The 21,004-nt window shown below is 37.0% G+C and carries 23 protein-coding genes; 9 read left to right on the plus strand and 14 right to left on the minus strand.

Annotated elements, in window-relative coordinates:
• Positions 1–23: 23 nt before the first annotated feature.
• Complete coding sequence (locus QMD71_04390) at positions 24–1,283, minus strand: adenylosuccinate synthase (protein ID MDI6840082.1); 1,260 nt, start codon at positions 1,281–1,283, stop codon at positions 24–26.
• 22 nt (positions 1,284–1,305) lie between these two features.
• On the minus strand, positions 1,306–2,157 hold the full coding sequence (locus tag QMD71_04395; protein MDI6840083.1) for a M23 family metallopeptidase: 852 nt from the start codon (positions 2,155–2,157) through the stop codon (positions 1,306–1,308).
• Between the two features lie 111 nt (positions 2,158–2,268).
• On the opposite strand from QMD71_04395, the gene QMD71_04400 reads away from it, so the two are divergent.
• The 6 genes from QMD71_04400 (at position 2,269) to QMD71_04425 (ending at position 7,012) form a co-directional block, all read left to right on the plus strand.
• On the plus strand, positions 2,269–2,769 hold the full coding sequence (locus QMD71_04400; protein ID MDI6840084.1) for a pilus assembly PilX N-terminal domain-containing protein: 501 nt from the start codon (positions 2,269–2,271) through the stop codon (positions 2,767–2,769).
• Between the two features lie 11 nt (positions 2,770–2,780).
• Positions 2,781–3,158, plus strand: coding sequence for a retropepsin-like aspartic protease (locus QMD71_04405; GenBank protein ID MDI6840085.1), 378 nt, complete (start codon positions 2,781–2,783; stop codon positions 3,156–3,158).
• 16 nt (positions 3,159–3,174) lie between these two features.
• Entirely contained in the window at positions 3,175–3,750 is a 576-nt protein-coding gene (locus tag QMD71_04410; GenBank protein ID MDI6840086.1) for a hypothetical protein, read from the plus strand.
• A 13-nt stretch (positions 3,751–3,763) separates the two neighbouring features.
• Positions 3,764–4,027, plus strand: coding sequence for a hypothetical protein (locus QMD71_04415; GenBank protein ID MDI6840087.1), 264 nt, complete (start codon positions 3,764–3,766; stop codon positions 4,025–4,027).
• Positions 4,028–4,107: 80 nt separating this feature from the next.
• Positions 4,108–4,359 (plus strand): hypothetical protein, encoded by a 252-nt coding sequence (locus QMD71_04420; GenBank protein ID MDI6840088.1) that lies wholly within the window; start codon positions 4,108–4,110, stop codon positions 4,357–4,359.
• Position 4,360: 1 nt separating this feature from the next.
• Positions 4,361–7,012: a PilC/PilY family type IV pilus protein gene (locus tag QMD71_04425; protein MDI6840089.1), complete on the plus strand. Its 2,652-nt coding sequence runs from the start codon at positions 4,361–4,363 to the stop codon at positions 7,010–7,012.
• A 66-nt stretch (positions 7,013–7,078) separates the two neighbouring features.
• Here the strand turns inward: QMD71_04425 and fbp are convergent, their stop codons facing one another.
• Complete coding sequence (gene fbp / locus QMD71_04430) at positions 7,079–8,179, minus strand: fructose-1,6-bisphosphate aldolase/phosphatase (protein MDI6840090.1); 1,101 nt, start codon at positions 8,177–8,179, stop codon at positions 7,079–7,081.
• 525 nt (positions 8,180–8,704) lie between these two features.
• On the opposite strand from fbp, the gene QMD71_04435 reads away from it, so the two are divergent.
• From QMD71_04435 to QMD71_04445, 3 genes are all read left to right on the plus strand, one after another.
• Positions 8,705–9,475, plus strand: a complete 771-nt coding sequence (locus tag QMD71_04435; protein MDI6840091.1) for a hypothetical protein — start codon at positions 8,705–8,707, stop codon at positions 9,473–9,475.
• Between the two features lie 86 nt (positions 9,476–9,561).
• A complete protein-coding gene (gene mgtE / locus QMD71_04440; protein MDI6840092.1) occupies positions 9,562–10,896 on the plus strand; it encodes a magnesium transporter in 1,335 nt (444 codons plus the stop codon).
• Positions 10,893–11,858 (plus strand): MBL fold metallo-hydrolase, encoded by a 966-nt coding sequence (locus tag QMD71_04445; protein ID MDI6840093.1) that lies wholly within the window; start codon positions 10,893–10,895, stop codon positions 11,856–11,858. Before mgtE ends, QMD71_04445 begins: the two co-directional genes overlap by 4 nt.
• A 127-nt stretch (positions 11,859–11,985) precedes the next feature.
• On the opposite strand, the gene QMD71_04450 is transcribed toward QMD71_04445, so the two are convergent.
• The 11 genes from QMD71_04450 to QMD71_04500 form a co-directional block, all read right to left on the minus strand.
• Entirely contained in the window at positions 11,986–12,549 is a 564-nt protein-coding gene (locus tag QMD71_04450; GenBank protein MDI6840094.1) for an MBL fold metallo-hydrolase, read from the minus strand.
• A gap of 52 nt (positions 12,550–12,601) precedes the next feature.
• Positions 12,602–13,333, minus strand: a complete 732-nt coding sequence (locus QMD71_04455) for a biotin--[acetyl-CoA-carboxylase] ligase (protein ID MDI6840095.1) — start codon at positions 13,331–13,333, stop codon at positions 12,602–12,604.
• 217 nt (positions 13,334–13,550) lie between these two features.
• Positions 13,551–14,294, minus strand: coding sequence for a hypothetical protein (locus QMD71_04460; GenBank protein MDI6840096.1), 744 nt, complete (start codon positions 14,292–14,294; stop codon positions 13,551–13,553).
• The gene (locus QMD71_04465; GenBank protein MDI6840097.1) at positions 14,215–15,075 is read right to left on the minus strand and encodes a glycosyltransferase; all 861 of its coding nucleotides are present in this window, start codon (positions 15,073–15,075) and stop codon (positions 14,215–14,217) included. Before QMD71_04465 ends, QMD71_04460 begins: the two co-directional genes overlap by 80 nt.
• Before the next feature lie 197 nt (positions 15,076–15,272).
• Positions 15,273–15,482, minus strand: coding sequence for a hypothetical protein (locus tag QMD71_04470; protein ID MDI6840098.1), 210 nt, complete (start codon positions 15,480–15,482; stop codon positions 15,273–15,275).
• A 1-nt stretch (position 15,483) separates the two neighbouring features.
• Complete coding sequence (locus QMD71_04475) at positions 15,484–16,416, minus strand: hypothetical protein (GenBank protein MDI6840099.1); 933 nt, start codon at positions 16,414–16,416, stop codon at positions 15,484–15,486.
• Positions 16,413–17,420: a radical SAM protein gene (locus QMD71_04480; GenBank protein ID MDI6840100.1), complete on the minus strand. Its 1,008-nt coding sequence runs from the start codon at positions 17,418–17,420 to the stop codon at positions 16,413–16,415. Before QMD71_04480 ends, QMD71_04475 begins: the two co-directional genes overlap by 4 nt.
• Positions 17,417–17,746 carry a PqqD family protein gene (locus QMD71_04485; GenBank protein MDI6840101.1) on the minus strand — a complete coding sequence of 110 codons (330 nt, stop codon included), beginning with the start codon at positions 17,744–17,746 and terminating at the stop codon, positions 17,417–17,419. The genes QMD71_04480 and QMD71_04485 overlap by 4 nt, the downstream gene beginning before the upstream one ends.
• The gene (locus QMD71_04490; protein ID MDI6840102.1) at positions 17,733–18,701 is read right to left on the minus strand and encodes a radical SAM protein; all 969 of its coding nucleotides are present in this window, start codon (positions 18,699–18,701) and stop codon (positions 17,733–17,735) included. The genes QMD71_04485 and QMD71_04490 overlap by 14 nt, the downstream gene beginning before the upstream one ends.
• Positions 18,702–18,774: 73 nt before the next feature.
• On the minus strand, positions 18,775–18,972 hold the full coding sequence (locus tag QMD71_04495) for a hypothetical protein (GenBank protein ID MDI6840103.1): 198 nt from the start codon (positions 18,970–18,972) through the stop codon (positions 18,775–18,777).
• A 229-nt stretch (positions 18,973–19,201) separates the two neighbouring features.
• Positions 19,202–20,656 (minus strand): 4Fe-4S cluster-binding domain-containing protein, encoded by a 1,455-nt coding sequence (locus tag QMD71_04500; GenBank protein ID MDI6840104.1) that lies wholly within the window; start codon positions 20,654–20,656, stop codon positions 19,202–19,204.
• Positions 20,657–21,004: the final 348 nt, after the last annotated feature.

The following is a 21,004-nucleotide window of genomic DNA, read 5'->3' on the forward strand; positions in this document are numbered from 1 at the left end:
AGTTTTTTTGTCAAAAAAATTTGTTATAAAAATATAGTGTTTTCTTTAGTAGGTCCTACACAGATTGCAGTTATCTTTGCATCTATAAGCTCGGTAATTTTATCAATGTATTTTTTAGCTGCTGTCGGTAGTTTATTGTAGCTTCTTACACTACCAGTAGGAGATAGCCAGCCATCAAGTTCTTCATATACGGGCGCAAAATTTGAACTGAGTTCAGCTACTGATAGGAAGTCAGCTTGTCTGCGACAGGTCTGGAGACCTGTCGCTACCCTATGTTTATCTTCTTTATACTCATATTGCTTACAGATTTTGACTTTTGGTAGCTTATCAAGGACATCAAGTTTAGTGATAACAATCTTTTTTATATCATTAACTTTTAACGCTTTGCCAACAAGTACAGCATCAAGCCAGCCACACCTTCTCGGTCTACCAGTAGTAGCCCCATATTCCTGACCCATCTCTCTTACAATATTCTCAAATTCTTTTGTCATCCTTGTTGGCAATGGCCCATTACCAACCCTTGATGTATATGCTTTTGTGACACCTATAACTTCGTCAATTTTTGTCGGTCCTATACCAAGACCACAGCAGGCAGCACCAGCTTGCGGGTTTGATGATGTAACAAATGGGTAGGTGCCATGGTCAACATCAAGTAGTAAGCCCTGTGCACCCTCTAAGATTACTTCCTTACCTTTATCTATCCATTGGTTTAGTAAAGTTGAGGTATCAGTTATAAATGGGATGATAAAATCACTAAAAGATTTATATTGAACATAAATTTTGTCAAGTTTTAAAGATGGATATTCTTTGAGGTTATTTTTAAGCTTTTCTTTAAAGACTTCAGGATACAAAAGGTCAGCTACCCTTATTCCTCGACGAGCATACTTGTCTTCATAACAAGGTCCTATGCCCATACGAGTTGTGCCTAATAACCCATCTTTGTCGTCTCTCAGTTTATGATAAGGCATAACAAGATGTGCCTTATCACTGATAAAAAGCCTATGCTCAATATTAATTCCTTTAGATTTAGCAGTTTTTATCTCTTTTATAAGGACTTCAGGGTCGATGACAACACCGTTCCCAATTATACAAATAGTATGTGGGTATATAATTCCGGAAGGAATAATGTGAAATACAAGCCTATCACCACCTACATAAATAGTATGACCTGCATTTGCACCACCATTGTATCTTGCAACTACATCTGCATCTTTAGCAAATAGCTCTATAACCCTACCTTTACCTTCATCTCCCCATTGGGTACCTACAATGACTCTAACCATGCTTTTTACAACGTGGGTGTCTTCAATATGTGATAGTATCGGGTATTATATAATCCTCGGGATTAACTGCTTTTCCAAGAACCCTTACTTCGTAATACAGGTGCGGACCTGTAGAGTAACCGGTGTTACCTATCCACCCTATTACCTGACCCCTTTCAACCTTACTGTAAGGAGTAACTGCTATACGGGACAGATGACCGTATAAGGTCATGTAGCCAAATCCGTGGTCAAGTTCTATAAAACGACCAAGCCATTTTCTGTATCCAGTATGAACAACTGTCCCTGTAGCTGGTGCAATTACAGGGGTGCCAGTCCTATTTGCGATATCAATTCCCTTATGAAAGCTAGGATATGGACGATTGCGCCAGCCAAATTTTGATGTCACAATTCCTACAGTTGGCCAGATAGATGGGGTACGGAGGAGTAAATTCTCTATTTGCTTGGCTTTATGTGAGATTTCTTTAAAGCTGGCAAACTCAAAATCAAGGCACCTTTTTAATTTTATAATTGCTTCTTTAATAGGGTCTTCTGTGCCAATTTCACCCCTACCCCCAACTCCGAGTCTCCGTATGTCTTCATCAATGTAAGGAAGACCCCAAGTGAGTCTCTCTTTTATATCTAAGTTAATAAGTGAATCTAACTTTAACTCAAGTAAGCCTATCTTATACTTAGAATTCTCAACTGCTAAGCTAAGCTCTAAAGCCCTACTCTTTTGATATGCTAACTCTTTTGATTTAACAATTGAATTTACAACTTGGAAGATTGAGAATACTGAAATTATTGATATGCCTAAAATAACTATACCAGTTACGAGAAGGCGCCGAGTATTAATAAAGAACCATCTATCTCTTACACGAACTGTCCAGTATCGCACTGTGAGAAAACTTACTTGATAGCTTAAATTTTGTCAAGGATAAAATGAAAAAAAATTAACAATAAATTAGCTTGACAAATTGGTATTTTGGATTATATATTATTTATAGAGATGAAAAGTGATGAATCTTGCCTGCCCGACGGCAAGGCAGGCCTGTCGGCAGACAGAGGTATAGGTCTTATACTTGTAATGGGTATATTTGTAATACTCGGTACTATAGCAGTGGCACTCGTAACTATGAGTGTTAGCCAAATGAAGCTCAGCCATTATACTACAGATTCAAAACTTGCATTCCATTCTGCTGAAGCCGGTATAGACTATGCAATAGCGATGATACCGGGTTATCATGGTGCATTCCCGGATACGCCTGATATATGGATTACGCTACCAAATCAAGCCAAATATAAGAGTGGACTGCCGGATACTACTCCGACACCGGCTGAAATTATAGGTATCAGTTATTTAACTGGCTACAGTATGGAATTGGGGTCAGACTTTTTCAGTGTTGTCTATGACCTAACTGCATCTGGCAAGTTCGAAGAAAGTAAGCGTATAATCAAAGCCAGAGTTAAATGTGGTCCGTTACCGAGTGGTAAAGTTCCTGAATATTAATAGGGACGAAGATGGCGGTGATTATAAAGGAGATTAAATTAGTGGGTTCAAAGGGTAGTAAGGAATTGGCAGCAATTTTTGACAGTGGAGCAACCTATTCTTGCATAAGACCAGAGGTAGCAGAGAAACTTGGGCTAGTTGAGCCTTTGCCGGACATAATGGAATTTGGAACTGCAAAAGGTGGCGAAAAGCTAATTGCAGAAAAGAGGGTTACACTTAATTTTTATCTAAATGGGTATCGGTTTTCAGATGAGTTTATGCTCATTCCACCACTATCTGAAGAAGTAATAATTGGGGCATCAACACTACAGAAGTGGCGAATGAAACTGGACTTTGAGAATGATGAGGTAATCATTGACCCAAGAGTGACAAAACTAAGGCTTTTATAATATAAGGGGGTGAATTATGTTTAGCTTTATTATTTTATTTATTGTTTCGCAACTAGCAGTAGCAAAGGAGGGCGTTAAGATTGGACTTGAGACTACAATATTTGGTCCTTCGCCTATTATATATGAGACTACTATTATGAAGAAGGGTAACAAATTACGAATAGATGAGACACTGCCTAACTCAGAAGAGATAGGCTCAGTTGTTATATGGGATGGTAAAGAGTGCTTGCTATTTACACCTAATAAGAAGCCACAATCAATATCACCTATAAAGGATGGACTTGACTTCATCGGCTTTAGTAGTGAATTTAAAACAAAAGGTGAACTATGGGATATAGATAAAGTGACTGGCCTACCTGTTAAAAAGACGACTTCGGTTGGTGATACATACTATAAAGACTACACACAGATTCATAACTTTGGTGCATTACCAACACTAATTGAAGAATATAGTAAAGATAGACTTGACCGCCGTACAGTTGTGAAATATGTGGATGATGAAGTAGAGTTGAGGGCAGAGTTATTTGACCTACATAAGGTTAAGTTTACAGAGAAGGCTAAAAAAGAGGCTAAGAAACTAAACTTTGAGTAATGGAGAGGGATAAATGAGTTTCACCCAAATATTTACAATTTTTGCTTCTTGTGTAACAATATTCGCATTTATTGTAGGTATATTTTCTGTTTACAATGGTAGGATGACAAGGAATGAAGTATCAAAAGAGACAAGGGCAACAAGAGAGAGCTTAGGTGAGATTTTGATCAGAATGGAAGGGCTTCTTGTCCGAATGGATGAAGAGCTTAAGCTGGCAAGAGAGGAGCATAAAATGATGTTTGAGGAGCATAAAATGATGTTTAAAAAATTAGGATAGGAAGAGATTGCTTCGCCCTGATAAATCGGGGCTCGCAATGACAGTAGTGGATTAAGAAAAAGAATGATAGATAGGAGGAAATGATGAACCTATTTCAGTTTTCGTTTGGCATATATTTTGCTTTTGTAGGTGCTTATCTATCCATAATTTTAGCAAGATTACTCAAGCAAAATGGCAGATTATTGGATAAAATGGACGAGAGTCTCAGGAAAACATTAGAGAAAATAGATGAGGGATTCAAGAAAATGGACGAAGAGTTTAAGCTTGCAAGAGAAGAGCATAGACTTACAAGAGAAGAGTATAAAATGATGTTTAAAAAATTAGGAGGCTAAGATGAAAAAGCTATCATTTATTTTAGCTTTGTTTTTGCCCATGTTTTTGTGGGCGGCTGATGAAGATTTGTTCATAGTAACAACTGAGCCTGATGTCCTTATTATACTTGATACATCAGGCTCTATGACATGTGATATGGCTGGCAATTATACTTGGGGTGATGGTAGTTCAGATTATCCGGGTAGAGACACTAATGGAGATGGCTATCCAAATGATTCAAGATTGTATATAATGAAGAATGCACTATTACAAGTTGTAGACAAGCATAAAGGGATAAGGTTTGGTTTGCTGACTTATGGTCAATATAAGAATGTTAATGAGCCATCAAGAGGTGGTCCTGGTGGTGGTGGTTGGTATCGTACTTCACCGTATAAACCATCTAATACACAAAATATACCATGGCATGGTGTAGATAAATACTATAATGACTACTGGCCAAAAAGCTATCCGGACTCAAAGTACGAAGTCTTGAGGGCTCCTATGGGATTAGCAGGCGACCCCGCCCATATAGGACAAATTAAGTCATGGATTGACCACGAGCAAAAGGTACAGGAACTAAGGGCGGATGGTGGCACCCCAATCGGTGGTGCACTTTACTGGGCACGTCAGTATTATACACAGGAGCTTATTCCAAAGGACCCAGCTAAGAAATGCAGAGGCTACTATGTTTTACTTTGCTCAGATGGAGAGGAGACTGGTTATCCAAACTATAACCCAAATTCACCATATACAGAGGCTACAAAGTTACGTAATGTCACAATTGCAGGTGTTAAATACGATATCCGCACTTTTGTTTTGGGCGTGGCAGTGGGCGGAGGAGAAGGTGCAACTTGTCTTGATTCAATTGCTAAACTTGGTGGTACCGAGCACTATTATCCTGCTACTACACCCGCACAATTGGATTCAGCACTTGAGGCTATACTTTCAATGATAGAAGAAAGGGAAGTCGTCTTTACAGGTCCTGAAGTGCCATCAGTGCGGACAAAGTATTATAGAGATATATTCATTGCATCACTCATCCCTTCAGAAAAGCCATTCTGGACTGGCTATTTACGGGCATTTAGACTAAATCCGGATGGTACACTGCCAGTTGATACACTTGGCCAGGTATTAACTACACCAATATGGGAAGCAGGTGAAGTGCTCAAAAATACTTCAATATATGATAGAAACATATACACTGAGAAAAATGGTAGTATCGTCCCATTCACAACATATTATGTAGACTCAGTTGACCTCGGTGTTCCCAATGATTCTGTTGAGCCATTGATTAACTGGGTACGTGGTGACAATGGATATAATTGGAAGCTTGGTGATATATTCCATTCATGGCCAGTATGTGTCGGGCCGCCTTCCCCATGGTATTCTGAAGAAGGATATAACCAGTTTAAGGTTGACAAGGGGCATCGTAGTAAAGTAGTTATAGCAGGTGCTAATGATGGTATGCTACACGCATTTGATGCAGGTACTTATGTAGCGGCGGGTGACTCATTTTCATCAGGGACTGGGAGTGAGAAATGGGCATTTATCCCAAATAATCTTTTGCCAAGACTTAAAACTCTGCCAGATACACATAACTTTTATGTTGATGGTAGTCCAGTAGCATTTGAGGCATGGTTTCCATCAGGTCCTTATGATAAGACTAAGGAGGCAAATGAGTGGAAGACAGTGTTGATATGTGGTGAGCGTGATGGTGGTAGCTATTACTTTGCACTTAATATAACTGATGTATATAATCCTACATTTTTATGGAAGTTCACTGATGCAAGCCTCGCTCGTACCTGGTCAACTCCAGGAATTGGTAAAGTGAAAAAATTAGAGGGCTATGAGGAGTGGGTAGCAGTTATAGGCGGTGGTCTTAATAAGGAAGCAGGTACTAAAGGACGTGCAGTTTATGTAGTTAAAGTTGCTGACGGTAGCTTACTTCGTAAGTTTACCCATGATGATATGACTTACTCAATACCATCAGAGCCAATGCTTGTTGACATAAATAACGATGTATATGCAGATTATATCTATATAGGTGATATTGGTGGTCAATTATGGAAGATAGATATAAGGGGTGGCAGTGATGCAGCATGGACAATTTACAGAGTCTTTGCAGCTCAAGGAGAGCAGCCTTTTTACTATCCACCAACTTATGCTCTTGATAATGAAGGCCATTCTTGGCTGTTTTTTGGTGGTGGTGATAGGGACTCAGTTAAAAGGACAAATACTTTTAACAGATTCTATGGAATGAGAGACAATGGGCAGACATCCCCTTATACTGACGCAGACCTCGTTGATGTTACAGTGACAGGCACACCAAATGACAACGGCTGGTATATAAAATTAGGTAAAAATGAGAAGAGTGTTGGAAAAGCAATTGTATTTGCTGATACAGTATACTTCGTAACTTACGAGCCAACGAAACCTGAAGACCCATGTGAAATAGCGGGGCTTGCCAGGCTATACAAAATTTGCTTTACTACTGGTAAAGGGGAATCAGAAGAAATTGGGTCAGGTGTACCGACGAGCCCACAAATCACTGTTACAGAGGAGGGCGATTTTGTCATATTTGTAGGCGGAAGCGAAGGTGAGTTAGTAGCTGAGAAAATAACAACACCCGGGCCATTTAAGAAAACAATCTACTGGAGAGAAGAAAAGTATTAGTAGGGACTTGATTAATCAAGCCCATACCAGTAGGTAGAGGTAGATCTCCTGACCTGCCTAATCCGGCTATTTCTCTTTCTTAAATCTGTCCTGTAGCTTCTTTTTAACTTCAGGTAGTGTAGTGTATTCCATATCTGCGAGTGGCAACCTATGTGGCTCAAACGGTCCATGTCGTCTCATATAATCTGTTATCTCATCTGCCATCCTACGAGAGCGCTCAAATGATGGGTCATCAAACATATCACGTGGACCGATAAGTTTGCCATCTGATAATTGAAAACCTGCCCCTATCACTCTTGGTGGACCATCAAATCTTGTCGGATTAGCTTCCTTAAATGATACAGGCATAAATGGACCATGATGTGAGCCCCTCATCCAGCCTGCTACAAGATATGGGAGTGCAAAGCCTTCAAGAACTTCACCCACTGCAGGAAAGCCCGATTGGCTACGCACAATAAGAACTGGGTCGTCCTTGCCTACATATTTACCTGCTACGAGAGCAAGCTTTTGAGTTGATGATACAGCTGCTATCTCATTATCAGATTTACGCCACACCCTTTTTATGATGTAATGCTCCTTTGCCCCTATGAAGACAAGCATATCATAGAGTTCTTCAGGTGCTGAAAATATCACAGTCTCCTGTTTAAACACATCAAGGACTTCAAACTTAAATCCATCATGTAAGCTTGGGTCTATCACAAGACCTGCTGTATTAAATGGGTCAGCAAATATCTTGTAAAGTGGCAAATTCCATGCACCCGGTGATGTCTTATCACCCATAAAGATAATGAGTGGCTCTGATTTTCTCTCAGTTATCTCCATTTCTGCAACCCCGGGTCCCATACCTTTGACATTGCCAGAAAAGGCATCTGATAAAATATCCTGCCCTGCACCATATAGTTTCATACGCTTGGCAAGCTCAGTGCAGTCTTTAAATGTATCCCATGCAAGTTTATGTATGGATTCAGAGTCTTCACCTTTCTCATGTGTCATAATAAGTTCAAGATCATCACCACAATGCATAACATGGAAATCAATAAGTAAGCCTTTATCCTTCGCTATCTTAAGACTCTCTTCTGCTTTTTTTAGAATATCAGGATGCGATGAAGAATGCCCTACATACCCACCTATATCTGCTTTTATCACAGATACTGTAACTTTAGCCATAATTCACCCCCTTTACAAAACCCCTAAATCCGAAGTACTAAATCCTATTTTCATAAAATCCTAAATCCTAATTTCTAAATCCTAAACAAATCCCAAAATTAAAATTCCAAACCTGCCTGACGGCAGTCAGGTATTCCAAACGCTGTTTGGAATTTGGAGAATTGGAATTTAGATATCGTTTAGAATTTAGTGCTTGGAATTTAGGATTTTTCATTAGGTTAGGATTTAGAATTTCGTGCTTAGGATTTCTCATATTTATAGCCCATATTTGAACTATAACACTCCCGTATTGGATGTCAAGAAATAAATGCTTTGTTGAATAAATATTTTTGGCACCTTTGATTTTCAACCTCTGACTTGGTTTTAGACAATTTTGACCTTGTCATTCTGAACGAAGTGAAGAATCTCATAAATTGGTGTCAATCAAGGTGTTGCAAGTTTTGTAAAGTGAATTATTCAACAAAGCAAAAAACTTGACAAAATATTAAAGTAATATAAAATTGCTTGTATATGAGGAGGTGTAATATGAGATGGTTTTTCTTAATCCCGGCGTTAGTTGGGCTTACAGCTATCAACTGTGTTAAGCCGACTGAGCCACTAAAGGAAGTAGAGGATAGCCTTATTGAAGAGCCATTCTTTAAGGCAATTGACAACACATCATGGTCTGGTGACATTATTTTAGGGACAAAGGTGCCTACAAAAGCGTGGAGAGAGGCAAGTGTCAAGAGCAAGGATTACACAATTAGTGTCATAGGAGACACTGCAAATGTAGGTGTTACAGTTGTATGGGATGTGACCCTAAATGTAGTCTATGATAGTGTAGACACTGTCCCAAAGCCTGCCCCGTGTTACAAGGGTAATATTAACTTCCGCTTTGTAAAAGTAGAGAAATGGAAACTAAATGCACTATCGCCAGCTAATATCAAAGCTGATTCTGCTCTTGATGTACTAAAAATAGATTCAGTCCATGTGCAGTCCAATACGACAGTGATTTCACTTACTAACCCTACTGCTCTAATGTCAGTTGACACTTGGCCGTTTACATTCAATGTTGGTGATTTAGTTACTATAAGTGTATGGGGACCGGATTCTTCTCATGCTATAGTGCTACTACACACTTCCGAAGACAAACATAGATTTGAGTGGGATGGCACCAAATGGGTTATTACAGGGGTACCTGACACAGCCGGTGTTTATTGGTGTTTTATTGATGCAATTAATCGAGATGTAATTTTTGACAAAGCTGTTATGGCTGACCGTACCGTAGCGTGGGGTATTCCGTATAAAGTGGAATAGTTAAATTTAAAAGCATCCTAATCACATTTCACACCTTCAATGGGTAACCTCATTTTTATTGTGATTACTTATTAAATTTGCTTAATATGGCACTACTTTCACCAGAAATTAAAGAGCTGTTAAAGGATAAGGACTTTGACTCACTTAAAGCTATGCTATCCGAATTAGAGCCAGCTGATATTGCTGAGCTTATTAAACCATTACCCCCACATTCCAAGATTGCTGTTTTCAATTTACTTGAGTTTAAAATTGCACTTGAAGTATTTGAGCAATTAGAAGTGCACGATGAGATTGACATTTTGAAGTATCTTGATAAATCTAAAGCTGCAGAGTTATTGAATGAGATGTCCCCTAATGACAGGGCAGACTTATTCATACAGCTTACACAAAGGGAGGCACAGCGTTTTCTATCACTTATGAGAGAGGAGGAGGCAAGAAATGTAAAGGAACTTATAAGTTACCTGCCTCATACTGCTGGTGGCATTATGACAACTGAATTTGCATGGCTGCCGGACTCAGTTACTACAGGGGAGGCAATAGATTTTTTAAGACGAGAAAAGATAGATTTTGATTTTTATCAAATTTATGTCCTTAGTGATAAGAGACAACCTTTAGGGATTATCTCATTAAAGGGGTTGATTACTTATCCATCAGATACACCTATTAAGAAAATTATGACCAAGATACCAGCTGTTCCATTAAATATGGACCAGGAGAAGGTAGCTAAACTTATTTATAAATATGACCTCGCCTCCATCCCAGTAGTTGACTCTGATAAAAAGATACGCGGTATCGTTAAAGTAGACGATGCAATTGATGTGATAGAAGCCGAGCATACAGAGGATGCACATAAGTTTGGTGCTGTCACTTCTGCACCTGAAGATTACCTTTCTGCTAAAGTTATAAATATAGCTAAATCACGAGTTATTTGGCTTATCGTCTTATTAATTGCAAGCTTTATGTCTGGTACTATAATTGAGAAATACTCTTATGTGCTTAATGCAATGGTATCACTTACAATTTTTATACCCCTACTACTTGATTCAGCTGGTAATGCGGGGACACAGGCAGCGACTGTCGTTGTGCGTGGCTTAGCTATAGGGGAGATTGAGTTTAGCTCAATATGGCGTGTTGTAAGGAAAGAGTTTTTGACTGGCATCTTAATGGGGATAGGACTTGGAATACTGACTGCAATGAGAGCACTGGTAGTTAAGACAAGTCCACTATTTGGACTTACAGTTGGCATTTCTATGGTTGCAGGTATTTGTGTAGCTACAACTATTGGTGGTATACTTCCTATCATTTTTCAAAAGCTGAAACTGGACCCCGCCCTTATGTCAAGTCCATTGCTTACTACAATTATGGACTCAACTACACTTCTTATATATTTTGGAGTAGCTATTAAGATACTACAAATATGAAAGCTAAGATTGAATCTAATGGGGCTATACTTCTTGGCGATTGCTTAACTTGTGATGCCCACTTTAATAGACCAATAAGGGTGGTGACACATGCTCACCTTGACCACATACTGGGACTTGAAGACAGTATCAACGAGTGTGAGCAAGTGTTGATGACATCTCAAACAATGGATATGGTTAAAATTATAAGGGGAAATAAACTCGTCAATTCGCAAAAAATACACTGCCTACAGTATGGAACTCCATTTATCTATGGAAATGAAAAAATAACCCTATACCCAGCTCATCATATTATTGGGTCAGCTCAAGTTCTCCTTAACTCTGACTCTCGTATAGTTTATACAGGTGATTTTAGGCTGTGCAGCAATATCATTGAAGCAGATACACTTGTTATTGAAGCAACTTATGGAAACCCACAAAGAAGACGTAAGTTTAAAAATGAAGTCAAATCAAGGCTTATTGATTTAATTAAAGAGTCACTTAAAGTTGGGTCAGTGTATATATTTGGTTATTATGGTAAATTACAAGAAGCGCTCGAATTTGTCCATAATGCAAATATTGGGGTCCCAGTGGTGGTACCAGAAAAGGTGTTTAAAATGATGCAAATGTGTGAGAAGTATGGGATGGAGTTTGGTAAGTATATTTGTTCAACATCTACTGAGGCCAAAGGGCTTTCGCAATTTATTGGCCTTTACCATATGGGGGCAAGACAGTGGGTAGGTAAGGATGCCGTTAAGATTTACTTATCTGGATGGGAATTTAAAGAACCAGTTAAAAAGGAAAGTGAAACCGAATTTACAGTCGCATACTCTGACCATGCAGACTTTGACGACCTTATTGAATATGTTAAATTAAGTAAGCCTAAACTTGTCATAACTGACAATAAGAGAGTAGGTGATGCAGTAACTCTTGCACAAGAGATAAAAAAACAGCTCGGTATCCAAGCTTACCCAATGCCATAAATGTAACCATTTACTTATCTAAGCCAAATTTTGCTCATTTCCTTACTAACGCAAGTCTTAAAACTCAAAAGTTAAACCTACAACTTAAAAGTCAAAAACTTTATTCTTTTCTTCTACTTTTAAGTTTTTATAAATAGAGTGGCATCTCCTCACCAACTGTTGTTGGTGGACCGTGGCCTGGGCAGATTTTGGTGTCAGGCGGTAGTATCATAATCTTATTTCTTATACTTTTTAAAATATCGCGTTCATCACCACCTGGCAGTTCCGTATTCCCATAGCCTCCACAAAATATTGTATCACCACTTAAAAGTATATTTTCTATAAGGAAACAACAGCTACCAGGTGTATGACCTGGTGTATGAATAACTTTAATTGAGGTTTTACCAAATTTGAGGAAAGCTCCATCATTGATTTCAAAATCAAATATATTAGATGTTTTATCAAGAGGTGCTACCTCAAGTGGATGAATTCCGGCTCTCACATTAAGTGCATTTTTGACATCAATTAGAGCTTGTGTATGGTCAAAGTGGTTGTGTGTCAAAAGTATAATTTTTACATAAAGCCCATCACATGCAGCAATAATCTTATCAGCTTCTGCACCCGGGTCAACAATTACACCTTCGTTTTCTAAGCTTAAAATGTAAGCATTAGTCTCTAAAGGACCAACAACTATCCTTTGAAGCTTTATCATAAATGAGATTGCTTCGTCATTTCGTTCCTTGCAATGACGAGAAAGGATAACATCACCTTATGAACTCAACTTCTGATGGTGTCAACTTACTTATTATACCAGTGGCTTCCCTAAGTAGTAGGCTACCATCACATTCAATATCACAAAATTCACCTAATATTTCATCACCCTTTACTTTAATTATTACCCTTTCACCTAACAACAAAAGGCGGCTTTTTATAAGATTTAATATGTCTTCTCGTTCAATGTTATTTTCAAAATTAATGATAAACTCGTTCAAAAACTCTTCATTATCAATTTGGGAGCCAAGTTCTATCCTTAAAGAAGTGGCATCCGGTAACTCTTTTGGGAAGTTTACTTGATTTAAATTAACTCCTACTCCAATAACTAATTTTTCACCTTCACTCTCTGTCAGTATACCACCTATTTTTTTACCCCTAATTAAAATATCATTTGGCCACCTTATTCCTGTGGTTAATGGGCTAAATTTCTTAATCGTCTCAACAATACTAAATGCAGTCCTCAGTGATGGAATAGATATCTGACTGCCGTCGGGCAAGTTTTTTGGTGTTACAATGCTACACCATAGTCCACCTTTTGGAGACCACCAATACCTACCCCATCTCCCTTTCCCTTTGGTTTGTTCATTGGCTACTATAATAAAGTAATCAGGCATCTCATTATTTTGGAGCAGCTCCTTTGCAGTCTCATTTGTAGAAGCCAATGTTTCATAGGAATAAATTTTTTTAAAAAGATGAGGTCTCGCTTCTTTTGGTTCTTCCATCTTGCAATTACAATAATGGAGGTATTCATTTTTGTCAACTCAAAAAATGAGTAAAAAAACTGTTAGGTAAAAAAAATAAAAATTAGAACTTTTTGCTGAAAAGTAACACTTTTTGCAAAAAAACTTGCTTTGTTGAATAAATATTTCAGGGTAGAATTCCCAGTAAGATTATAAGCTCAGTTTTAAATTAGATTTATTTAAAATAGATTTGGTGTTCTCATTTTCTCGGTCTTTCCAATAAAGTAATAAACTTTTTTGCCTTTGGGTGGAATGAATCCAGTCTTAAAGTCTTCCAAAAACTATCGAGAGCATTGTCAATAAGACCAAGTTTATAATTAATAAGACCGGAGAGATAGTAAAGCTCTGGTTCGTAAGGCAGGTTTTTAAGACATAATTTAGCATACCTTAAAGCATTTTTAAAATTTCCTTCTCTATAATAGAGAAAAGAAACCCTTAATATAGAATCGGGATAATTGCTTTTAAGGTAGTTTGTTTTTGCTTTAGAGAGAACTTCCTTCTTTTCCTGAATAAGGCCTAGAAGAAATAGGCGTTCTTTTCTATTGAGTTCCCTCAATTTATTTATACCATTTGTAAATAGCTCTGCCAGAACCTCTATACCACGGTGCCTTTGATAGCTTTTAAGGAGACTAAACCCCATCTTGTACCTGACATTAATATTTGAAGGAGATAAAAACATTGCCTTTTTGTAAAAATCAGATGCTTCTGCAAAGCGGTTGTTCTTAAATAATAGGTTACCGGTCCTTATGTATGGTTCAACTTTTTGTGGTTCGTCCTTTATTGCTTCTTTATAGTAATCATCAGCGTAGAAAAGGGGACTGTTTCGACGCCTAAATTCAGGAGAAAGTGATGGTCTGTGTCTCTCAAATAAATTGCCAATGAGAAAAAAAAGTCTTGCAAATGAAAATTCTTTCTCTGTAGTCTTTTTTGCTCTCTCCTTCACATTGAAGTCCTTTAAGATAAGCCCTTTTAGCCTCATCTCTCAATTCCCTTTCATAGTAGAGATTTCCAAGCGAGATGTATGCGTGGGAATCTTCGGGCTTCAATTTTATAGCCTTTTTATAGCTTTTTTCTGCTTTGTAAAATTCCCTCAGTTGTGTATATAGTCTACCAAGTAGAATATGAGTATTGTGATTATTCGGGTTTATTTTGATGTAATTATAAAGAAGCTTCGCAGCTATCGTAAGTGTTGGTTTAGATTCTTGTTCCCACTTCTGGCTGAGCAAAAGCGCAGTATTACCGAAGTGGTAGTAGACTCTGTTTTTTCTTTTCTTTTTGGGAGTTTTTTCCACAATAGAGAGCAATTTCTCAGCTCGATGATACATAGTGTGGTACCTTATCACTTCTTCATAACCTCGGTTTGCAATCTCTCCACGTTTATCTTCATGAGTTAAATAATATTCTGCAAGCTCTATAAAGTTATTAGGTTTATATGTTACTAAATGATATCTGTCCTTGAATAGGTCTAAAAGACCGTTTGTAATGTACTCAGATAAAAGCATCCTACCACAAGCCATAACCTGAAATACTCTAGTATTGACACCGTTAGAAAAACTCTCATTTAAACCAATTTTTGACTTACTGGACACTGCTACAGCTTCCTCTGGAGAAATTCTTTTCTCTCCTATATTTGGTTTATGCATTACATCAAACCTTCTCTTTAGTTCATTTAATATTGCAATTCTCTTGAGACGAAAACGCCTACTCGTAATTCCAACAAACACAATATCGTAGATTCTCTCTTCCTTGTACGGCTTATATATCTCAATATCAACACCACGGGGTAACTAATGAGCATTAAATCCCATTTTTAAAAATCTTAAGGCACAATCCTTCTGGTCTACAAGTGTAAGGTCAAAAGAGTGTGCGTACTCCTTTTGCCAATAAAAATTAATAGGAGTATCTATAGTATACCAGACACTCAGTGCCGATGCCTCATGTATATCATATCATATGGAGGAAATGGGAAGCTCATTGAGGTAAAAAGAATAAAATCGGGACTCTCTCCAATACTTCCTAAAACTTCCCTTATTGAAAAATCTGCTTGTGTGGTGGGTGTATTTATTACAGTATGACCCATTTTTCTAAGTTCCTTATCAAAATATGGTTTACCTAGGGAAAGGATAAACATCTTAAAATAGCTCCTCGGTAATTTTTTCTATCCAACCTTTACCTAATTCAATCATATAACACTCTGTTTCTTTCACAAGGTCAAAAATAAAATCAAATCTCTTTCTATCATCCGGGTAGAACAGTCTTGTTGAAGAGAAATTCATTTTATCTCCAAATATTCTGCAGAGTGTATCCTTTTTCCCTATGCTCTTGACTTTTAATCCTTGGCATTTAGAAAAACAAGGTAAGAGTATTTTGTGTAAAATACTCTTACCTAAAGTAGGAAAAACCTCATTTAGTTTTATAGTATAATTCTTGACAAAAGGATTCAATTCAGGATAAAGACGCAGGAGCTCGTAATCTGCATGAGATGGCCAATAACATGAGAATAGCTCCCACTTTCCTCTTTCCTTTTTCAATAGTACCATATCATCATCTAAAAAACTAAACCCTTTTCTAAGTAGTGAAATACAGAGGGTAGTCTTTCCACTCCCACTAGGTCCTACTAATAGGTATCCACGCCCATCTCTTGATACTGCCGCAGAATGTAGGGGAATATAACCTCGACAGCCAAGTGAGAATGATATTCCTTGTGAGAGCGCTCTATTGCACAGAAATTGCTTTTCGCGTGCATTCCTCTTTATATAAACTGTCTCTGTTAATCTATGCTCATCATAGACAATAAACATCTCATCATCCCATTTTTGTAGGTAAATATTCCCGTCTTTATATGTTACAAAATTGAACAGCTTCTCTGGTGGGCTTGAAGGAAAATGTCTTACACTTGTTTTAGATAAAAGAAACTGTCCCCTTAATTTAGGAAACTTATTTGAGTAGAGATATGTAACTACAATACTATCATCTATAGAGCCAAGGATAGGAATATTCAATGAACTGAGTAGTTCTCTATTGTTTAATATTAACTTTAGATGAGGCTTTTCAATAATAATCATGTCTTCATACTTTTTATAACAGCCTCATCCTCAAGCTTTCTAAACTCTTGAGTGAACTTACAGAAAGTTTTAGGTGCTCTACAGTAATCCCTGTTCTCTATATAAGCCATGGCAGGACACCTTGTACAGAATTTTAAGTATTTACAAGAACGACAATCTATTAAGTCATTAAGAGTCAAATTTCTAAGTCTTAAAAATACCTCTGAGTAATTCCATATCTCACCAAGCGATTTTTCATAGATGTTACCTGCCTCCAGTGGAAAGTTAGGACAGGGAAGGACTCGTCCATCTGGACAAATAGTACATCCTGTAACACCAGCAGAACATAGCATGCCATAGTTATAATACTTGAGGGGTTCTATAGAGAACGTTTCTACAAACTTTATATTAGGATTTTTGGCAATCTGATATATGTCTGAAGTCGGAATCTGGTACTCTATCGGGCTCATGTCGTAATTTCTTTTCCCACTTATAATGGCAGCGAATATTAGCTTGAGATATGGCATTCCGTTGAACATACTTCTTACTTTAGGTACTTCGTGGTAGTTGATTTTTGTTATTGGAAACTTTACTGTAGTTTTTACACCCCTGCTTGAAAGATTTTGTATACCAGCCATTACTTTTGAAAATGCACGTACACCTGTAAAACTTACATAAGTATCGTCTGATGCGCCGTAAAGGGTTAACTCCACACCGTATACATTAAGCTGTGCAAGTCTACCTGCAATATCATCTGTAATTAGTGTACCATTTGTACCGAGACGGACTGCAAACCCCCTATTTCTTGCTTCCTCTATAATATCAAGGCAGTCACTTCTCATAAAGGGCTCACCACCCGATATTTTAAGAAAAAGGGTGCCAAGCTCAGCTGCCTCATCCATGAGTTTAATAAGGCGTGCTTTCTTTAATACACCTCTATAGTTTTCAAGAAAACAGTAACGACACCTTAAATTACAGTTTTGAGTTACTTCTATTAAAAGCCTTATGAGAGGGTATCTCTTCATACTTGCGAAACCAAGCCTTCTTGTAACAAATTAGTCACAAACTCAAGTACATCTGCCTTTACATCAACACTCTTATTCTGAGGGATGGCACAATCTCTCTTTATTACATCTACAACCGTACTTATAGATTTATCGCCATCAAATTGTTTCCAGATATAACTTGCTATTTTATTAAGGGTATAAAATTTGCCCGAAGGTATATGAAGGAGAAGAATCTCACCCTCAATTTCTCGCCAAGCAAGCTCTTCTTCTTTCCTTTTGACCTTCGTCCCGAGCTCAGGTCGAGGGACTTTATTTGAAATAGAGCATTGTTTATCGTTCTCCATAATATCCCTTTACTATTTTACATGTAAAGTCGGGTCTCCTAAACATATTGCCATGCGTGAAGTAAGCAACACTGCAGCATCTCCTACATTTCCAAAAGAATTTACAGCCATAGCAGTCTACGAAATCCTTTGGTGTAGCATTTCTTATTTTAAGAAGAACATCGGAGTTATTCCATATCTCATCAAAAGACTCGTTATAGATATTACCCGCAGAAAGGGGAAAGAACTGGCATGGGTAAACATCGCCATTAACTGCAATATAACAGCCATGGATTGCATGGTAACAATTTAACCCTTTAGGATTATGCCTACGTTCATGTGCGATAAACCTATTTGAAGGATAGCCCATTTTTAGCAATTCAATTATCTTACTGGGTTCCAAAGAACAAGCTGCAGGAGGGCGACTTCCGTCATGCCTATTAAACATGAGAGGATTAAAATTTACATTTGTTAAAGGAAATCTACTAAGAATTTGGACCATTTTATCCATGTCTTGAACATTATTATTAGTTATTGGGATATTCACTGTGACATGACAATTATTTTCAAATAATGTCTCAAGTGATTTAATCGCACACACATATCCATCAGCTACACCTGTCACTGCTTCATAAGTTGAGGCGGATGCACCGTAGAAGCTTAGAACATAGGAAAGAACACTAAGTTTCTTCAACTCCTTAACAATTGAGTTTGTAATTAATGAACCGTTTGAGTATACGGTTACATATAACCCTCTTTTACGTGCTTCTGAGACTATCTTTAAGAAATCTGGATAAAGAAAAGGCTCTCCCCCTGTAAGACGGATGTAGAGACCTTTTAGACGCGTGAATTCATCAAATATATCTACTATTTTAATGAATGGTATATCTAAGTTAAAGTCTGTGATGTAACAATGCTTACATCTAAAATTACAGTGGCTAGTTATCGCTATCTCGAGAATGTTTATAATAGCCATTCTATCCTTACAGCTAACTTGTTAGGCTTCCGTATAAATTATAAAGAGTCTATAAAAATAACACTCCGTAAGACTATTCAGCTTCAGGTGGACAGCCTGGTGGAGAAATTTTGCATGCCATATAATCTAACTTATAATTATTATAATTATAATAATAGGAATTGGCAAAAGCATCTTTCTGGTCATCGTATTTGGTGATCAGTGGTTTCTCATATTTGAGCTTTTTTCGCATCACTTTTTCTCCCTTTCCACCTTTTAAACTTTTTCCCATTTTCCCCTCCTTTTTATCAAATTTTAATCCTTTATTTACTATATCACATTTTTTTACTCATTTGTCAAATTTTTTTATTTTGTGGGGATGACTGATGACCCCACATGATAACCACTTTCTATGAAATTGTTAAAATTATCTAAAATCACAGAAGGTAAATTAAATACTTTACCAACAGTCCATAAACTGTGCATAGAATTTTAATTTAGGCAGTATCCTAACTTTCTAATTAATAAATCTCTGGGAAACCTACTTCTAAATGCTCCCACACTTTTAGAGCCTTCAATAGTTGTATTTCCTTCACCATATTATTGATGCTTTCTTTTGTTTTTGAATTTATGTTATTGAGAAAATATTTAAAGACATTGCCGCTATTCATATTTTTAATAAATAAATTCTGCAAACTCTTTATTGCCAATGAACTCAGCCCTTTTACCCGATATACAAGTTCTTTTCTTATAAAAAGTTTCTTGTTAGGATTTAATATAACTTCTTTACCAGCTTCAGTAAAACTAATATTCTCTGTTAATATTGGCCTAAAATAACTTATGATTAAACTATATTTATCGAAATTAATATACTTTAAGAGAGATGGATGGAAAAAAAGCTCTGTCTTGGTATCATTTAATGACCACAAATTATTCGTACATTTATTCTTTTCTATGATTTTAACAATCCTTTTTATATTTGTTGGTGAATTTTGAATTGATAAACTCCTTATATATCCCGCACTCGTTATTTTTTCAAAATTTTCTCTAATTAAAGATGCCGCTTGTTTCCTATAGCCTCTTTGATGAAACTGGGCTTTATAAGCACTCGAACAATAGTTAATTGGTAGCCTTATTTTATTATCCAGAGCGTATCTTATAAGCTTTAGTGCAGTCATTTCTGATTCAAAAATAGGTACAGTAGAATAATGAAGAAAGGTATAGTTTCGATCAATATAATTCTTATAATTATACTTAGTAGTAAGTAATTGATGTAAGTTTAAATAATTAACACCAATCCTCTGCATTTGGACTAAACTTTTTTTTAGTATTTCATAATCCTCTGGGATAGCGGGAATTTCAACTGTAACTGTATTTATAGTATTAACAGCTAATTCTATACAGTGCAAATCATAATCTCTGGCACTAATATTGAATCTAATCTCATCAAGCCCAGCTTCTTTCAATCTTTTAGACTTATCTCTATCAATTAAATCACCATTTGTATATATCCAGAGATAAATCTCTTTTCCAAATCTTTCTCTGATTTTCTTTATATATAACAATAATTTTTCAAAAACTAGCATGCACTCACCACCGCTAAAGCCGACACCTTTAAAATCAAACCTCTCTAAATAATCAAGATAATCTTTGAGAGTATTAAATACAATACCCTCCCCCTCCGGCACTTTTGGGGGACGTTCTTTTTTTATCTTTCGATCTTGGGGACAAAAAAAACAATTAGCTGTACATAGACCATTTATAAACATACAGGACCATCTCCCTTGTCCGCATATTAAACACCCTGGAGACAATCTGCCAGTATATATCTTGTTCTTCATAGAACTATAATTGACTTCATTAGACAGAGAGCTCAATAACTTATCTCTTTCTTTATTTGCCTGTATAGCTTCTTTTTTTGTTAACCACTTTAGCTCTGAATAAGCCCACCCGATATATCGTTCAATACTACTCATATTTATCTCTTTGAGCTCCATGCCTTCACCTTTTGTTTATCTTCTATTTATATTATGTAATAGCTAAGTTTTTCTAAAAATATAATATATTGACCTGACCCCCATTTGTCAAGACATATTTCTCCAAAATGTCACTTTCAAGCAAGAATGTCCCGTATGGTGTATAATTCCCTCCAGACAAGAAAGGAGGGGACATGTTCGCAGAATCCTGTGGAGAAAAGTTTCAAATAAGAAAGGTTACAGAAAAAGTGGCTGGAAGGTTTGAGGTTTTATCACTTGTAAAGAGGCAACTTATAACTCTAAAGATAGCCTCTCAAGAATTGGGACTCTCCTATAGGCACACTAGGC

The sequence above is a fragment of the bacterium genome, assembly GCA_030018315.1.
Classification (GTDB): domain Bacteria; phylum Hydrothermota; class UBA3073; order JACQXS01; family JAGMCI01; genus JASEGA01.

Excerpts from the sequence above, each read along its gene's own strand:
- QMD71_04390 (MDI6840082.1), bottom strand. The coding sequence starts at position 1,283 with ATGGTTAGAGTCATTGTAGGTACCCAATGGGGAGATGAAGGTAAAGGT.
- QMD71_04455 (MDI6840095.1), bottom strand. The coding sequence starts at position 13,333 with ATGGAAGAACCAAAAGAAGCGAGACCTCATCTTTTTAAAAAAATTTAT.
- QMD71_04400 (MDI6840084.1), top strand. The coding sequence starts at position 2,269 with ATGAAAAGTGATGAATCTTGCCTGCCCGACGGCAAGGCAGGCCTGTCG.
- QMD71_04405 (MDI6840085.1), top strand. The coding sequence starts at position 2,781 with ATGGCGGTGATTATAAAGGAGATTAAATTAGTGGGTTCAAAGGGTAGT.
- QMD71_04500 (MDI6840104.1), bottom strand. The coding sequence starts at position 20,656 with ATGAGTAGTATTGAACGATATATCGGGTGGGCTTATTCAGAGCTAAAG.
- QMD71_04415 (MDI6840087.1), top strand. The coding sequence starts at position 3,764 with ATGAGTTTCACCCAAATATTTACAATTTTTGCTTCTTGTGTAACAATA.
- QMD71_04490 (MDI6840102.1), bottom strand. The coding sequence starts at position 18,701 with ATGGCTATTATAAACATTCTCGAGATAGCGATAACTAGCCACTGTAAT.
- mgtE (MDI6840092.1), top strand. The coding sequence starts at position 9,562 with ATGGCACTACTTTCACCAGAAATTAAAGAGCTGTTAAAGGATAAGGAC.
- QMD71_04450 (MDI6840094.1), bottom strand. The coding sequence starts at position 12,549 with ATGATAAAGCTTCAAAGGATAGTTGTTGGTCCTTTAGAGACTAATGCT.
- QMD71_04475 (MDI6840099.1), bottom strand. The coding sequence starts at position 16,416 with ATGATTATTATTGAAAAGCCTCATCTAAAGTTAATATTAAACAATAGA.
- QMD71_04470 (MDI6840098.1), bottom strand. The coding sequence starts at position 15,482 with ATGTTTATCCTTTCCCTAGGTAAACCATATTTTGATAAGGAACTTAGA.
- QMD71_04410 (MDI6840086.1), top strand. The coding sequence starts at position 3,175 with ATGTTTAGCTTTATTATTTTATTTATTGTTTCGCAACTAGCAGTAGCA.
- QMD71_04495 (MDI6840103.1), bottom strand. The coding sequence starts at position 18,972 with ATGGGAAAAAGTTTAAAAGGTGGAAAGGGAGAAAAAGTGATGCGAAAA.
- QMD71_04480 (MDI6840100.1), bottom strand. The coding sequence starts at position 17,420 with ATGAAGAGATACCCTCTCATAAGGCTTTTAATAGAAGTAACTCAAAAC.
- QMD71_04445 (MDI6840093.1), top strand. The coding sequence starts at position 10,893 with ATGAAAGCTAAGATTGAATCTAATGGGGCTATACTTCTTGGCGATTGC.
- QMD71_04420 (MDI6840088.1), top strand. The coding sequence starts at position 4,108 with ATGATGAACCTATTTCAGTTTTCGTTTGGCATATATTTTGCTTTTGTA.
- QMD71_04485 (MDI6840101.1), bottom strand. The coding sequence starts at position 17,746 with ATGGAGAACGATAAACAATGCTCTATTTCAAATAAAGTCCCTCGACCT.
- QMD71_04435 (MDI6840091.1), top strand. The coding sequence starts at position 8,705 with ATGAGATGGTTTTTCTTAATCCCGGCGTTAGTTGGGCTTACAGCTATC.
- QMD71_04425 (MDI6840089.1), top strand. The coding sequence starts at position 4,361 with ATGAAAAAGCTATCATTTATTTTAGCTTTGTTTTTGCCCATGTTTTTG.
- fbp (MDI6840090.1), bottom strand. The coding sequence starts at position 8,179 with ATGGCTAAAGTTACAGTATCTGTGATAAAAGCAGATATAGGTGGGTAT.